The organism is Rhodanobacter thiooxydans, from assembly GCF_030291135.1.
GTDB classification, from domain to species: Bacteria; Pseudomonadota; Gammaproteobacteria; order Xanthomonadales; family Rhodanobacteraceae; genus Rhodanobacter; species Rhodanobacter thiooxydans_A.
The window spans coordinates 862,946-876,695 of record NZ_CP127409.1 but is presented as its reverse complement, the minus strand read 5'-3'; the positions used below and the strand labels follow the sequence as shown (position 1 = coordinate 876,695).

The following is a 13,750-nucleotide window of genomic DNA, read 5'->3' as shown; positions in this document are numbered from 1 at the left end:
ACTCCCTTGATCCGGAGTGCCGATCACAACAGCGCCAGCGGCGCGGCAGCGGGCAGACGGGGGCGAAACGCGGGCAGTCGGGCGACCATGGTCTGTCCGCCTGCCGTGCATGCGGCCGACCACGCGGGATGGCGGGCGTTCCTGCCACGCCCGCATCAGGGCGGTTTCAGCGCGGGTCGTGCCGGGCCAGCCAGGCGAGGAAATCGGCGCGCATCGCCGTACCCAGTTCGTGCCCGGTCGGATAGAGCTTCGTCTCGTGCGCGACGCCGAGGCGAGTGAGCCAGTCATCCGCCCGCCGCGCCCAGCTCGGCGGGAGCTTGTCGTCGTACATGCCATGCGCGATGTAGCCGCGCAGCGTGGACAGACGCTGCGCGTCGGCCAGCTGCGGTTCGAGTTCCGGCAGGATGCGGCCGGCCAGCACGGCGAACGCGGCGACGCGTTCGGGCGCGGTCAACGCCACGCTGGCGCTGAGGATGCCTCCCTGGCTGAAGCCGGCAACGACGGTATGCGCCGCGTCGATGCCGTACGCCTGCTGCAGTTGCCCGATGAAGTCGATCAGCATGCGGCGGCTGGCGTCGGCTTCGCTCGCCACGATCTGCGGACCGTTGCCGCTGAAGGCGACGCGGAACCAGCCGAACGCCTGCGGCCCCAGCGCGATCGGGCCACGCGGCAGCACCACCAGCGTGTCGCTGCCCGCTTCGGCACCGAGCGCGGCGAGGTTGCCCTCGTTGCCGCCCACGCCGTGCAGCAGCACCAGCAGCGACGTCGGCTTTTCCGGCGGCGGCTGCAGCGTACGGAACGCCAGCGCGAAGGCCGGATCGACGAACAACGATGACAAGGTTTTCATGCGACCTGCTCCTGCATGGTGTGATCCAGTGAAACATGGGCCGCGTCCGGCAGGCCGAACGCGAAGGAATCCATCGACAGCACGCCGTAGGTCATGCCGCCTTCGACCACGCTGGCGACGTCGGTATGGGAGCTTGCGCCCATGGCCACCAGCAGCGGCAGGTAATGTTCCTCGGTCGGATGCGCGCGCTGCGCATGCGGCGCGCGACGGCGGTAGTCGACCAGTGCTTCAATATCGCGCGCGGCCACCGCATCACGAACCCAGTCGACGAATTCCTGCGCGTACTCCGGGTTGCGGATGGCTTGGCGGAATTCATACAGGTTGTGGGTGAGGCTGCCGGAGCCGACCACCAGCACGCCACGCTCGCGCAGTGGCGCCAGCGCCTGGCCCAGTCGCAACGCACCGGCGGCATCGATGCTCTGCGGCAGCGACACCTGGAACACCGGCACATCGGCGTCCGGGAACAGGTAGCGCAACGGCACCCACGCGCCGTGGTCGAGGCCGCGGCGTTCGTCGAGCGTTACTTCGAAGCCCGCCTGCGCGAGCAGCTGCGCAACGTCCTGTGCCAGCTCCGGCGCACCCGGCGCGGGGTATTGCAGTTGATACAGCGGCGGCGGGAAGCCGCCGAAGTCGTGGATCGTCTCCGGCGCGGCGCTGCTGCCGACGCGCACGGCCCGCGTCTGCCAGTGCGGCGATACCACCAGCACCGCGGCGATGCCGCGCAGCGACTGGCCGATGGCGCGCAGGTTCGGGCCGAGCACGCCCGGTTCCAGCGCGAACATCGGCGAGCCGTGGGAGATGAAAATCGAGGGAACGGTCATGGCGATTCCTGAAAAGGGCAGCGGGCGCTGCTGCGCCCGTTGCGTTGAACGGCATGTTGGAAGTCAGGCGGTGCGACGCTTGTTCCACAGATGGTCGAGGCTGAGCGTGCCGGCGCCGTTGGCGGCGAGCATCAGGAAGCCACCGGCCATCGCCACGTTCTTCCAGAAGTTGATCGCCTGCGCCGCGTCGCCGAGGTGGGCGTGGAACAGCGCGGCGGTGGCGAGCGAGAACACCGCCAGCGCCAGCGCGATCCAGCGGGTGAACGCCCCGGTCAGAATGGCCAGGCCGCCGCCGAGTTCCAGCGCGATCACCAGCGGCAGCAGGCTGCCCGGCACACCGGCGGATGCCATGTATTGCTGGGTGCCGGCGTAAGCGGCGATCTTGCCCCAGCCGGAAATGATGAAGATGAGCGAGAGGCCGACGCGGCCGAACAATGTCAGTGAAGCGTTCATGCGGATTCCTTGGAAGTGATGAGTGGTTGCACGCGGGATGCGTCAGGCCTTGTGGATCCAGGTCGGCGCAATCGACGTGCCGAGGCCGGCGCCGTAGCCGAGATAGATGTTCAGCGCGGCCAGCGGTTCGAGATAGCGCGCGTTCTTCAGCGGACCGGCGTCGACCGCCGTGAAGCCGAGGCTTTCGATCAGCGCCTTCGCGGTCTGCTTCGCCCGTTCGCTGTCGCCGGCGAAGAACGCCGGTGCGATCTGGCCATCGGCAAACTGCGGGCCGTCGGCCAGCACCTGGGCGAACAGCGTATTGAACGCCTTGACCACCTCGGCTTCGGGCAAGGCCTTGGCGATCTCCTCGGCGGCCGAGGTGTCGTAACCAAGCGTCAGGCCCATGTAGTCGGCGGTCAGCGGATTGGTGATGTCGATGACCACCTTGCCCGCCAGCGAACCCAGCGAGCGCAGCGCCGGCACTGCGTCGGCGTAACCGGTGGCGACGATGACGACATCCGAACCGGCCAGCGCCTCGGCGGGAGCCGCGGCCACTGCGCCGGGGTTGGCGGCAGCCAGCGCCTGCGCCTTGGCCAGGTCGCGTGCGGTGATGCGCACGACGTGGCCGGCGCGGGTGAGTTGCGTGGCGAGCGCCGAGCCCATGTTGCCGGTGCCAATCAGGGTGATGTTCATCAGTAGTCTCCGTCCGTTGCCCGGGGTATCCGGGGCATGAGGAGTACTCTATTGACCAATTAAATGCAGATAAACTCCTTTTGAGTTGACTAACTGTCTCTTATTTCGGAACAAAAGGAGGGATCCATGGACAAATTCCAGGAAATGGCCAGCTTCGTCGCCGTGGTCGAGGCCGGCAGCTTCGTCGGCGCCGCCGACGCGAGCGGCCTGTCCAAGGCGGCGGTGTCGCGCCACGTCGCCGAGCTCGAACAGCGCCTGGGTACGCGCCTGCTGCACCGGACCACGCGGCGGCTGTCGCTGACCGACGACGGCCAGCTGTTCTTCGCCCGCGCGAAGGAGATGCTGGCCGCGGTCGACGAGGCGGAATCGGAAATCAGCTCGCGCAGCGGCGAACCCGGCGGACGGCTGCGCATCAATGCGCCGCTCACTTTCGGCGTGCTGCACCTGGCCCCGTTGTGGGGACGCTTCGCACAGCTGTACCCGAAAGTGTCGCTGGACATCGAACTGAGCGACCGCGTCGTCGACCTGGTCGAAGAGGGTTACGACCTGGCCGTGCGCATCACCAACCTGCCCAACTCGCAACTGGTCAGCCGGCAGCTGGCGACGACGCGCATGGTGGCGTGCGCGTCACCGGCTTATCTGGCGCAGCACGGCACGCCCGTGCACCCGGGCGAACTGGCGCAGCACGAGGTCATTTCCTACAGCTACTTCGCCGCCGGGGACGAGTGGACCTTCATCGCCCCCGACGACAGCCTGGTCGTCGTGCGCACCCATGCCCGCATCCACGCCAACAACGGCGACACCTGCCGCGCGGCGGCGCTGGAGCACCAGGGGATCATCCTGCAACCGGACTTCCTGGTCGCCGACGACCTGCGCCGCGGCGACCTGGTCGAACTGCTGCCCACGTACCGCGCGATGACGCTCGGCATCCACGCGGTGTATCCGTCGCGCAAGCATCTGCCGATCAAGACGCGACGGCTGGTGGATTTTCTGGTGGAGGCGTTGGCGGTGCCGGGGTGGCATGTGCCGCACTGAGTGATGGCGACTGCAAGGCAGGTTGAGGCTGGATGCCACCGGGCGAGTGTCTGTCGGTGGCCGACCGGCTCGATGTAGCCGACCATCCGCATCGGCGGTTTTTCACTCCGAGCGAATCGCCACCACGGGCGGCACCCTGGCCGCATATCGCGCCGGCCCCCATACGGCTACCTGACCGAGCAGCCACAACAGCAGTGCACCAAGCAGTGGCAGGTAAAGCGGCATGCGTGGCAATTCATAGACATTCATCAAACCGAGATTCGCCAGGAACGCAAGCAACGCTCCGAGCACGACGCCGCCGCTGACGATCAGGAAATTCTCGGCATGGAAGTAGCGCAGGATGTCACCCGCCGTCGCGCCGAGCGAACGGCGGATACCGATCTGCCTGCGTCGCTGGCTGACCCAGAAACTGCTCAGCCCGACAATGCCGCCCGCTGTGGCCAACAGCAGCAATCCGCAGACGATGCTCATCAGCATCGCCACGCTGTGGTCGTCCGCATACGCACGCTCACGTACCTCAGCCATGGTCACGACGCCTCCTTTCGGGGCGATGATGCGGATGCCGCCGCGCGCCTGGAGTGCCTTCAGCGAAGCCGCGATCACCGGCTTCATGTCCGTGGATTCAGTGCGCACCATGTAGATGACGCCCGCGGGATCGACAAAGTGCATCGGGACCAGCACCGTAAATCCATCCATGGTTCTCGAATTCTTGAGCGGTCCCTGCAGGCTGGCAACGATACCGATGATGGCGGCAGGCCCATCCGGCAGGTAGACCGTCTTGCCCAGGGCGGAACCATCGGAAAACAGCTTGTCGGCAAGGCTGCGGGTGACGATGATGCCTGGCGGGTCCATCTTGTCGTTGGGGCCGATCGCGGCGATTTCATCGGGACGGAAATTGCGCCCGGCCACCAGCGATATTCCCAGCGTGTCGATGGTGTGCTCGTCCGAAGCAAAGAACGTGACCAACTGCGCGTCGGTCGTCTGCTCCGGGTCGAGCTTGAGATGCGTGACGATATTGACGTTGTATCCCGCCAGCGGAAACCCCTGGCTGGAAAACGCGTCACGCACGCCTGCCACGTGACGCAAGGCATCCAGGTCGGCACGAATATTCGCATCGAGCTGGGTCGCATTCTGGCCCATCGTCCAGCCGTTGCGGATAACGAAGAGGTGGGCTTCGTCCGTGCTGGTGGGGCGGGACAGGTGGACGATGCGCGATGCCACGATAAACATGGCGTTGGACACCACCGCCAGCGTAAGCGCCACCTGCAGGACGATAAGCAGGGTGGCAACCTTGTGTCGACCCAATGCGGCAACGATGGGACCTAGCTGCATGAATGTCCTCGCTGGTGCCATGACGGAAACCTCAATTGATCTTGATTTGCCAGGCGGGCTGGGTTTGCGCCGCGCGCCAGATCGGGTACAGCGCCGAAATCACCGTGGCAGCCATGGCGAGCAGCACGGTCAGCGCTACCAGCGAGGTATCCGCATGTACGAGGCGAGCAATGTTCGGCTCGAAAAGGCCTCCGGCGCCCCATACGCCCAGCAGGGTCAGTGCCGCGCCGAGCAGGCCGCCGAACAGTCCCACCGTCACCGCCTCGGTCAGGAACTGCCGGTAGATGGCGGCCCGCGAAGCGCCGAGGGCACGACGCACGCCAATTTCCGGCGCCCTCCGCATGAACCTGGCCAACATCAGCCCGACCACGTTGACCAGCACGATCAGCAGGAAGCTGCCGGAAACCAGTATCGACAGGCTCGATACCCTGGGCGTGCCCAACTGGTCCGCCAGCCAGTCCGTCAGGTTGTGCAGGCGGACGTTGGGCGCCCATGCGAAGCGCCCGAGGCGTTGCTGCTCGGCAGCGTAGTTGTGCAGGAACTCACGGTAGTGAGCGACCTCGGCAGGGGTATCGAGCTGCACCCAGGCGTCGATCCGGTCGCATTCGCTGCGCAGGTAGGCATCCCAGTGTGCAGTGTCCGATCGCCATGATGCCGTCGGACAGAACACGAACTTGCTGTCCTTCTTCATCTCGGTGGCGCGAGTGAACGGGATGTAGATATCCCCTGCGTCATCGAAGTTGTAGACGGTTCCGTGACTGCCGATGTCAAAGAACCGCGGCCGCGGGTTCCAATCCTGCAGCACACCGGTGATCCGGAAGAGTTGGCCATCCAGCCGCATCTCTTGCCCCACACTGTTCTGTCCGCCAAACAGCGTTTCGTTCAGGCCCTGGCTGATCACGGCAACGGTGGCGTCCCGCGCATCGTCATCCGCCGTCCAGCCGCTGCCATAGCGAAAAGGCACATCGAACATCGGGAAGAAATCGGCGGTCACCGCGTCGCCGTCCAGCGACATGGCCTGCGTGGAGCGATCAGCCGGGTTCATCTGCCAGGTCGAGGCAAAGAGGATCGTCTGGCGCTTCGCTTCATGTGCCTTCCACAACGCCATCGCATCGATGTAGCTGAGTCCCACACGCGGATCGCCTCCCCAGTTGTAGGACGGGCCCACATTGTCGATCTGAGGCACGAAAAGCCGGGAAGATTTGGCGGGAATGGGGTCGCTCGTGGTCGCCCGGAACACGGCGTAGGACACCATGCAGGCCGACACGCCAAAAGCCAGCAGCACGACCACCAGTGCCGTCAAAGCCTTGCTTCGCGCACTGCTTCGCACCGCCAACGCAATGTAATACCCCCACATAACGCTCCCCTGTGACGCCACCCGGCTGTTGGCGGATGCCCGACTTGTCGATCTGCAGAATACTGGATGGACAAGATCGTTACGTCGTTATTGGCGACCTCAATCGCTCGATCCAACCCCACCGTGACGCGCTGCCGATGAACCTTCGTCAACTCCGGAGCCGAAGCAGACATCGAACGGCTAGTCAGGTGCAGCCTCGCGGCTCCCCACAGCGCCCCCTGATGGAACACGATCACTCACTCAAGACAGGAGACTGTGTGAACTTTTCCAGGATGGCGTCAAAACTCCCCCAGGAGCCCGTTCTTCGCTACTTGAGGTAGCTGCGCAGCACCGCCAGCACCGGCAACAATTCGTCCTGCTGCTTGGCGTTTCCGCTACCGGCCACATGGGAACGCAGGTGTCCCTCCATCACCTGCAAGATCAGCCCGTTCACTGCGCCGCGCACGGCGGCCAGCTGCTGCAGTACCGCACCGCACTCCCCGTCGCCTGCGATGGCGCGTTCGAGCGAAGCCACCTGGCCGCCGATGCGGCGGACCCGGGCGACCAGTTTCTTGCGGTCTTCCTGGATGTGGGACATGGCGATCGTCCTTCGCTCGTATACTATGGGGGAGTATATCGCCAGAGAACGAACCATGCCCGCCCCCGACGTCTCCGCATTCACGCACAGCCACCAGTTCAACCACGTCGACGCGAAGGCGGAGCGCAACACCCGGCACGTGGTGTTCATCACGGCGGCGATGATGGTGGTGGAGATCACCGGCGGTTACTGGCTGAACTCGATGGCCCTGCTGGCCGACGGCTGGCACATGAGTTCGCACGCGCTGGCGATGGGGCTGTCCGTGATGGCCTACGTGCTGGCCCGGCGCTATGCGAAGGATGGTCGCTTCGCCTTCGGCACGTGGAAGATCGAGATACTCGGCGGCTACAGCAGCGCCCTGCTGCTGGCCGTGGTTGCCGCACTGATGATGGTGCAATCGCTGGAACGGCTGTTCGTGCCCGCCGCGATCCATTACGACGATGCGATCCTGATCGCGGTGCTCGGCCTGGGCGTCAACCTGCTGTGCGCGTGGCTGCTGAAGGGAGAACACCATCACGGGCACGCGCATGGACACGACCATGGGCATGACCACCACGCGCATGACGGCCACCATCATCACCACGACGTGAACCTGCGCGCAGCCTACCTGCACGTCATCGCGGACGCGGCCACCTCGGTGCTTGCCATCGTCGCGCTGGTCGGCGGCAAGCTTTACGGCGCCGCCTGGCTCGATCCGGTGATGGGCATCGTGGGTTCGATCCTGGTGGCGCGCTGGGCCATCGGCCTGTTGCGCGAGTCCGGCAAGATCCTGCTGGACGCCGAGATGGACCAGCCGGTGGTCGAGGAAATCCGCGACGTGGTGAAAGAGCATTTTTCGGCGGCAGCCGTCAGCGACCTGCATGTCTGGCGCGTCGGCCGCGACAGCTACGCCTGCATCCTCGGGCTGGTGGCCACGACCGCCATCAGCGCCGAGGAAGTCCGCCGGCAACTGGCCATCCACGAAGAGCTGGTGCACGTGACGGTCGAGATCGCGGTGGCTTGAGCCCCGCCAGAACGGGGCCCGGAGGCGGGAGCAAGCCACCACGAGGTCGTCGACGCGGAAGTTGACCATGTACGATTGCGGGCCAGGGCCGAAGCAGTCGGTGTCGGCCGCAAACGGTGACCACAGCGTGTGGCCGGGGCGCTGCAGGGCCAGCGCTCCCGCCCCAGCCGCAACCCATGGCGGCCCCCGTTCCCAACTTGCCGACTCCGCCCACTCGCGCGAGGTCGTCTTCATCCAGTGGGTCAGTGTCCGCCATTGACCTCGCGGGTCAGAACCTGGAATGCCTGCATGATCTGCTCCGGGGCAAATCCGCAATGGCCTTCGCCGACCGACGGCAGCACGGTCGGCGCGCGGCCGTGCGCGGACTGCACCATGGCCGGATACACCGACTGGTAGCGCACGGGGATGAGAAAGTCATCGTGGTTGTACTGCAGCACCAGTGGCTTGTGGATCTTGCCGCTGAGCGAGGTGGCCGTTGCCAGGTAGCGCATGGCCTGCGGGTCGCCGGCGTAGCGGTGCACGCCGCGATTGAATGCCGCATCGTCACCGAAGCCGGCATACACCGTCGTGCGATTATCGACCGGCATGCCCTTGGCGCGTTGCTGCATCTGGTGCAGCACCAGGTAATGCACGCCGATGGCACCGGCCAGGCGTGCGCGCGATACATGCAGGTGCGCGGCCAGGAGCTGCGCGGCGTGTTCGTTGGTCTTCAGCACAGCATCCACCGCGTGCATCACCTCCACCTGGCCCAGCGCGGGTGCGGCAGGATCGGCGAGGCCACCCGGCGGCAATCCGGTCGCGTGGGGAAAGAAGTAGTCGAACGCGACGACGGAGGTCAGCACGTCGTCGAACACGCGCGTGCCGGGCACGTTGGCACCACACAGCGACAGCCCGCCGTCGTAGTGCTGGCCGTGATGCTCCAGGCTGGTCAGCACGACATAGCCGCCCATCGAGAAACCCACGACGTAGGTATGCCGGGGCTGGCCGTGCCTCTGTACGAACCATGCACGCAGGCGTTCGTTGTCGCGCAGCGCGTCATCCACCGCCCAGCCCTGCGTGGCATAGCTGCTCTGCGCCAGCGCGTAGCCGGCCGCGAGAAACGGTGACGCCTCGTCGCCCAGCGGCTTTGGCGTGGGGCGTGGCGTGCCGATCGGCTCGAAGCCGTGCAACTGCATGACCAGTTCGCCATTCCAGTGCGCGGGGATGTCCACCCGGTACGGCGCACCGTCCAGCACGCCGGTGTCCACCGTGGCGGTGGAGGTCGCCTTGCTCTCGGGGTCGGCATCGTGCGCGGACGCCATCCCCGGACCCAGGGCGAGGACCGTCAGGAACAGCCATGCAACGTGAGGCTTGCAGATCATCGACAGCAACTCCTTCGCTTGGACAGGAAACGTGGGGCGACCGAAGACTGGCTTCGCGTTCGCGGACAGGTACGGGTTGCCAGTTCAGGATACGGCCACCAGCGTCCCCTGGTGAAACAGGATCACCCAATCATCCGCCCGACGCCGCCAGATCGTGCTGCGGCGGCTCACGCGTTCGCCCTGTTCCAGGGTGCAGGTGAGCAGGCAGGTATCGGTGCCGAGCTCGCGGCCATGGAAGTCGCGGGTTATCCAGTCGTGTTCGGCGGGATCGGGAATGCGGTGTTCGAGGACGTCGAGAACGTGGGCGCCGCTGTAGCGCTCATGGCATGGCTCCGCTGCGACAGAAAACGAATGGTTATCGGGGCGATTGCCACGGCTCGACGCGCGTGTCCTCGGGGTCCGTGATCCAGCCGAAGCGGCCGAACTCGCTTTGCTCGATGCGCTCGTCCACCGCGACGCCGGCATCGTGCAGTTGCGCCAGCAGCGCGTCGAGGTCGTCAACGCGGAAGTTGATCCTGCATGCTTGCGGACCGGGCCCGAAGCAGTCGGTGTCGGCCGCGAACGGCGACCACAGCGTTTCGACTTCGCTGCGCCACGCTCAGGGCGAACGGTTAGTGGTGAAGGGTGCGGCCTATGGGTCAACGCTGAAGAACACCTGCACATCGACCAGTTCGCGGGTGCGCGGCATCGGCGGCAGGCTGGCGAGGAACAGTTTGCCGTAACCCTTGCTGGTGAGGCGCGGGTCGCACAGCACCAGCACACCGCGGTCGTGCACGCTGCGGATCAGGCGGCCGGCGCCCTGCTTCAGCGCGATCACCGCGCTGGGCACCTGCCAGCCCATGAACGGGTTGATGCCGGATTGTTCCAACGCCGCGAGGCGCGCCATCAGCACCGGATCGTCGGGCGCGGCGAACGGCAGCTTGTCGATCACCACCACGCTGAGCGCCTCGCCGACCACGTCAACGCCTTCCCAGAAACTGGCTGCGCCAAGCAGCACGCCGTGGCCGCTGGCGCGGAACTCTTCCAGCAGTCTTGGACGCGGTGCCGTGCCCTGCACGAACAGCGGCCACGGCACCTTGTCCTGCAGCAGCTCGGCGGCGCGGCGCAGGGCGCGATGCGAGGTGAACAGCAGGAAGGCGCGGCCGCTGGAGGCCTGCAGCACCGGCAGCACGGCGTCAATCACCTGCTCGGTGTAGTCGCGCGCGTTCGGTTCGGGGAGGCCCGACGGCAGGTAGCACAGCGCCTGGCGGGCGTAATCGAACGGGCTTTCCAGGCTCAGCGTCTGCGGCTCATCCAGGCCGAGCTGGCGCGCGAAGTGGTCGAAGTTGCCGGCCACCGACAGCGTGGCCGAGGTGTGGATCCAGGCCGCCTGGGTGCGCTCTCGCAAGCCACGCATCGGTGCGGCCAGATCCAGCGGTGTGGCGTACAGCGCGAAGCCGCGCGGGAAGGTTTCGTACCAGCGCACGTCCTGGTCGCCGTGCGTTTCGACGATGCGCTGCAGCCGTTCGGCGAACAGCCCGGCGCGCTCATGCAGGTTGGCGAAGCCACGCGAGCGCTCAGCCTGCGAGGCGAGCAGTTCGGCCAGCGTGGCCAGCAGTTCGCCCAGGTCGTGTAGCGCCGCGCGCACCTCGGCGCGATCTTCCAGCAGCGCGAAGGCACCGCGCAAGGGCAGCGACTCCAGCGCCAGGCGCAGCTTGCGCAGCGCGTCCTGCAGCGCTTCGATCGGCTCCAGCAGCAGGCCGATCGCGCCGGTGATGCCGCTGCATTCGGCCAAGGCGTCCTGCGCCAGGTCGGTCAGCTGGCGCGCGCTGAGGCTCTGCGAAAAGAACTGGCCGGCCAGCTCGGGGATCTGGTGCGCCTCGTCAAGGATGAAGGCGGCAGCGCCGGGCAGGATTTCGCCGAAGCCTTCCTGCTTCAAGGCGAGATCGGCGAACAGCAAGTGATGATTGACCACCACCACGTCGGCCTCCATCGCTTCGCGGCGCGCCTTGAATACGTGGCAGTCCTCGTAGAACGGACACTCCACGCCGAGGCAGTTCTCCGCGGTGGAGGTGACCCGCGGCCACAGCGGCGATTCCTCCGGCACCTCGGCCAGTTCCATGCGGTCGCCGCGGCGGGTGCGCGCGGACCACGCGCGGATCGTGGCCAGCTGCGCCGCCTGCGCCGGGGCGAGACCGCCGCCGTCGCGCACGGTCTGCTCGAACCGGTACAGGCACAGGTAGTTCGCGCGGCCTTTCAGCAGCGCCGTTTTCAGCCGCGCGCCGAGCACTGAACGCACCTTCGGCAGGTCGCGGAAATACAGCTGGTCCTGCAGCGCCTTGGTGCCGGTGGAGATGATCACCCGCTCACCCGACAGCAGCGCCGGCACCAGGTAGGCGTAGGTCTTGCCGGTGCCGGTGCCGGCCTCGGCGACCAGCGTGTCGCGTCCGGCGATGGCCTGCTGCACGGCCCGCGCCATCACCTGCTGGGCGAGCCGCGGCGCGAAATTCGGCAGCTCGCGGGCGAACGGGCCGTCGGCACCGAGCAAGGCGCCGATGTCGTCGGACTCGGCGTCATCGAGGTTGTTCATCCGCCAAGTATGGCGGAGCGGCAGCGCGCGACAAAGCAGCAGCGGGAACCCCGACCGACGCCGGCGCATCCACTTGGCAGCCATGTGTCCGCCTACCGAAGGAGCACCGACGTGAGACTGTTCGCACCCGAGCTGGCACCCGATCTCGACCTGGTCGACATCCACGGCCAGCCGATCATGACCAGCAGCCGCGGCCGCCTCACCCTGCTGTCGTTCTTCCGCGACGCCGCCTGCCCGTTCTGCAATTTCCGCATCTACGAGCTGACCGGCCGGCACGCGGAACTGGCCGAGCGCGGACTGGACATCGTCGCCGTGTTCAGCGCCTCGCGGGCGGACGTGCTGCGCTTCGCCGGACACCGGCCGCGCCCGTTCCAGCTTGCCGCCGACCCCACGTCGGGCGCGCACGAGCTCTACGGCATCGAGCGCTCGCTGTGGCGCAAGCTGAAGGCGATCGCCACGCGCGTGCCGACCCTGCTCAAGGGCATGCGCCTGGTCGGCCTGGCCGGCCTCAACACCAGCAACCTGATGCCGGCCGACTTCCTGATCGACGAGCACGGCCACATCGTGGAGGCGTACTACGGCCGCGATGCCGGCGACCGCATCCCGCTGGAGCGGGTCGAACAGTTCCTCGCCCGCCCCCGAGCCAGACGCGCGGCGTAGCGTCCATCGCGGCTACTAGCAGCAGCGCCGGCAATGGTTCACCATGCCGGCACCGCCACGGGGGAAACGCATCATGACGACCGAATTGTGCATGCTGGTGTGGAGCGTCGTGCTGGGACTGGTGCAGGTTGCGCTTGCCGCAACTTGCACAGTCGGCCAGCGCGGACTGGGCTGGACCGCCAGCCCGCGCGACGAGATCAAACCGCCGCTCGGCGGCATCGGCGGCCGGCTGGACCGCGCCCGCGCGAATTTCCTGGAAACCTTTCCGCTGTTCGTCGCCGTGGTGCTGGCCGCACACCTGCTGCAGCGCCACGACCACATGACCGTGCTCGGCGCCCAGCTCTACTTCTGGGCCCGGCTGGCCTACGTGCCGGCGTACGCCGCCGGTATTCCCTACCTGCGCACGCTGATCTGGGCGGTGAGCATCGTCGGCATCGTGCTGGTGCTGACGGCGTTGTTCTGAACCGGCGCGTCGGTCCGGAGCCGACAAAACGGCGGGGACCGCCAACACCAGACGGTCCGCTCAGTAGCGCGGAATCCCCGCCTTGTGGCACTGCGCCAACCACTTGCGTGCGGTCGCGGCGCCAGCCGCATCGCGCGCCTGCAGGCGCATCTCCACCACGGTCTGCCAGTTGCGCGCGCACAGCGGGCCCAGCCGGGGGCCGAGCGACCACGACTTGTGGGCCAGTGTTTCGGCCTCGGAGAAATCCTTCAGGCGCACCGCCAGCTCGGCGCGCTCCTGCAGCAGGTCAGGCGAATCCGGGTTGAGCTTGAGCGCCTGGTCGAGCTTGGCCGCGGCGTCCGCGTACTTGCCGGTCTGCTCGTCACGCCTGGCCACATCCTGCAAGGCGGTGACGCCGGGATCGCGCAGCGGGTTCACGTCGATGATGGATTTCTCGCGATCGCCGGCGGCGCGAATCGCCGCCACCTGGTCATAGGTCGGCACGGGCGGCCGCGAGTCGACCGGCGCCGGCGTGGTGGCGAACATGCTGCAGCCGGCCAGCAGACTGGTGGCCAGCAGCAGCGACGGCAGGGAAGAACGTTTGCTCAGGTACGACAT

Annotated in this window: 15 protein-coding genes; 4 read left to right on the top strand and 11 right to left on the bottom strand. The window is 66.8% G+C overall.

The annotated features are described in order from the left end of the window. Positions 1–166: 166 nt before the first annotated feature. From QQA13_RS03750 to QQA13_RS03735, 4 genes are all read right to left on the bottom strand, one after another. Entirely contained in the window at positions 167–847 is a 681-nt protein-coding gene (locus QQA13_RS03750) for an alpha/beta hydrolase (protein WP_108472786.1), read from the bottom strand. Further along, positions 844–1,668, bottom strand: a complete 825-nt coding sequence (locus QQA13_RS03745) for a dioxygenase family protein (protein WP_108472785.1) — start codon at positions 1,666–1,668, stop codon at positions 844–846. Before QQA13_RS03745 ends, QQA13_RS03750 begins: the two co-directional genes overlap by 4 nt. Before the next feature lie 63 nt (positions 1,669–1,731). After that, positions 1,732–2,121, bottom strand: a complete 390-nt coding sequence (locus tag QQA13_RS03740) for a DoxX family protein (protein WP_108472784.1) — start codon at positions 2,119–2,121, stop codon at positions 1,732–1,734. A 42-nt stretch (positions 2,122–2,163) separates the two neighbouring features. Further along, entirely contained in the window at positions 2,164–2,796 is a 633-nt protein-coding gene (locus QQA13_RS03735; RefSeq protein WP_108472783.1) for an NADPH-dependent F420 reductase, read from the bottom strand. Positions 2,797–2,922: 126 nt separating this feature from the next. On the opposite strand from QQA13_RS03735, the gene QQA13_RS03730 reads away from it, so the two are divergent. Beyond that, on the top strand, positions 2,923–3,831 hold the full coding sequence (locus tag QQA13_RS03730) for a LysR family transcriptional regulator (RefSeq protein WP_108472782.1): 909 nt from the start codon (positions 2,923–2,925) through the stop codon (positions 3,829–3,831). 102 nt (positions 3,832–3,933) lie between these two features. On the opposite strand, the gene QQA13_RS03725 is transcribed toward QQA13_RS03730, so the two are convergent. The 3 genes from QQA13_RS03725 to QQA13_RS03715 form a co-directional block, all read right to left on the bottom strand. After that, positions 3,934–5,163, bottom strand: coding sequence for an ABC transporter permease (locus QQA13_RS03725; RefSeq protein WP_108472781.1), 1,230 nt, complete (start codon positions 5,161–5,163; stop codon positions 3,934–3,936). Between the two features lie 31 nt (positions 5,164–5,194). Next, the gene (locus QQA13_RS03720; RefSeq protein ID WP_325051472.1) at positions 5,195–6,466 is read right to left on the bottom strand and encodes an ABC transporter permease; all 1,272 of its coding nucleotides are present in this window, start codon (positions 6,464–6,466) and stop codon (positions 5,195–5,197) included. 361 nt (positions 6,467–6,827) lie between these two features. After that, positions 6,828–7,097, bottom strand: a complete 270-nt coding sequence (locus tag QQA13_RS03715) for a metal/formaldehyde-sensitive transcriptional repressor (protein ID WP_108472779.1) — start codon at positions 7,095–7,097, stop codon at positions 6,828–6,830. A gap of 55 nt (positions 7,098–7,152) precedes the next feature. On the opposite strand from QQA13_RS03715, the gene dmeF reads away from it, so the two are divergent. Next, the gene (gene dmeF / locus QQA13_RS03710; protein ID WP_108472778.1) at positions 7,153–8,100 is read left to right on the top strand and encodes a CDF family Co(II)/Ni(II) efflux transporter DmeF; all 948 of its coding nucleotides are present in this window, start codon (positions 7,153–7,155) and stop codon (positions 8,098–8,100) included. A 242-nt stretch (positions 8,101–8,342) separates the two neighbouring features. Here the strand turns inward: dmeF and QQA13_RS03705 are convergent, their stop codons facing one another. The 3 genes from QQA13_RS03705 to QQA13_RS03695 form a co-directional block, all read right to left on the bottom strand. Beyond that, on the bottom strand, positions 8,343–9,461 hold the full coding sequence (locus QQA13_RS03705; RefSeq protein WP_108472820.1) for an alpha/beta hydrolase family protein: 1,119 nt from the start codon (positions 9,459–9,461) through the stop codon (positions 8,343–8,345). 84 nt (positions 9,462–9,545) lie between these two features. Continuing rightward, the gene (locus tag QQA13_RS03700; protein ID WP_199909874.1) at positions 9,546–9,962 is read right to left on the bottom strand and encodes a hypothetical protein; all 417 of its coding nucleotides are present in this window, start codon (positions 9,960–9,962) and stop codon (positions 9,546–9,548) included. Between the two features lie 130 nt (positions 9,963–10,092). Further along, positions 10,093–12,030: an ATP-dependent DNA helicase gene (locus QQA13_RS03695; protein WP_108472777.1), complete on the bottom strand. Its 1,938-nt coding sequence runs from the start codon at positions 12,028–12,030 to the stop codon at positions 10,093–10,095. 111 nt (positions 12,031–12,141) lie between these two features. Between QQA13_RS03695 and QQA13_RS03690 the strand changes: the two genes are divergently transcribed. Then, complete coding sequence (locus QQA13_RS03690; protein WP_108472776.1) at positions 12,142–12,690, top strand: redoxin domain-containing protein; 549 nt, start codon at positions 12,142–12,144, stop codon at positions 12,688–12,690. A 73-nt stretch (positions 12,691–12,763) separates the two neighbouring features. Next, on the top strand, positions 12,764–13,153 hold the full coding sequence (locus QQA13_RS03685) for an MAPEG family protein (protein ID WP_108472775.1): 390 nt from the start codon (positions 12,764–12,766) through the stop codon (positions 13,151–13,153). Between the two features lie 60 nt (positions 13,154–13,213). Here QQA13_RS03685 and QQA13_RS03680 read toward each other — a convergent pair whose 3' ends face one another. After that, positions 13,214–13,750, bottom strand: coding sequence for a tetratricopeptide repeat protein (locus tag QQA13_RS03680; RefSeq protein ID WP_108472774.1), 537 nt, complete (start codon positions 13,748–13,750; stop codon positions 13,214–13,216).

Bases quoted from the DNA above. Each gene is read 5' to 3' on its own strand.
- QQA13_RS03750 (WP_108472786.1), bottom strand. From the start codon at position 847: ATGAAAACCTTGTCATCGTTGTTCGTCGATCCGGCCTTCGCGCTGGCG.
- QQA13_RS03745 (WP_108472785.1), bottom strand. From the start codon at position 1,668: ATGACCGTTCCCTCGATTTTCATCTCCCACGGCTCGCCGATGTTCGCG.
- QQA13_RS03740 (WP_108472784.1), bottom strand. From the start codon at position 2,121: ATGAACGCTTCACTGACATTGTTCGGCCGCGTCGGCCTCTCGCTCATC.
- QQA13_RS03735 (WP_108472783.1), bottom strand. From the start codon at position 2,796: ATGAACATCACCCTGATTGGCACCGGCAACATGGGCTCGGCGCTCGCC.
- QQA13_RS03730 (WP_108472782.1), top strand. From the start codon at position 2,923: ATGGACAAATTCCAGGAAATGGCCAGCTTCGTCGCCGTGGTCGAGGCC.
- QQA13_RS03725 (WP_108472781.1), bottom strand. From the start codon at position 5,163: ATGCAGCTAGGTCCCATCGTTGCCGCATTGGGTCGACACAAGGTTGCC.
- QQA13_RS03715 (WP_108472779.1), bottom strand. From the start codon at position 7,097: ATGTCCCACATCCAGGAAGACCGCAAGAAACTGGTCGCCCGGGTCCGC.
- dmeF (WP_108472778.1), top strand. From the start codon at position 7,153: ATGCCCGCCCCCGACGTCTCCGCATTCACGCACAGCCACCAGTTCAAC.
- QQA13_RS03705 (WP_108472820.1), bottom strand. From the start codon at position 9,461: ATGATCTGCAAGCCTCACGTTGCATGGCTGTTCCTGACGGTCCTCGCC.
- QQA13_RS03695 (WP_108472777.1), bottom strand. From the start codon at position 12,030: ATGAACAACCTCGATGACGCCGAGTCCGACGACATCGGCGCCTTGCTC.
- QQA13_RS03685 (WP_108472775.1), top strand. From the start codon at position 12,764: ATGACGACCGAATTGTGCATGCTGGTGTGGAGCGTCGTGCTGGGACTG.
- QQA13_RS03680 (WP_108472774.1), bottom strand. From the start codon at position 13,750: ATGTCGTACCTGAGCAAACGTTCTTCCCTGCCGTCGCTGCTGCTGGCC.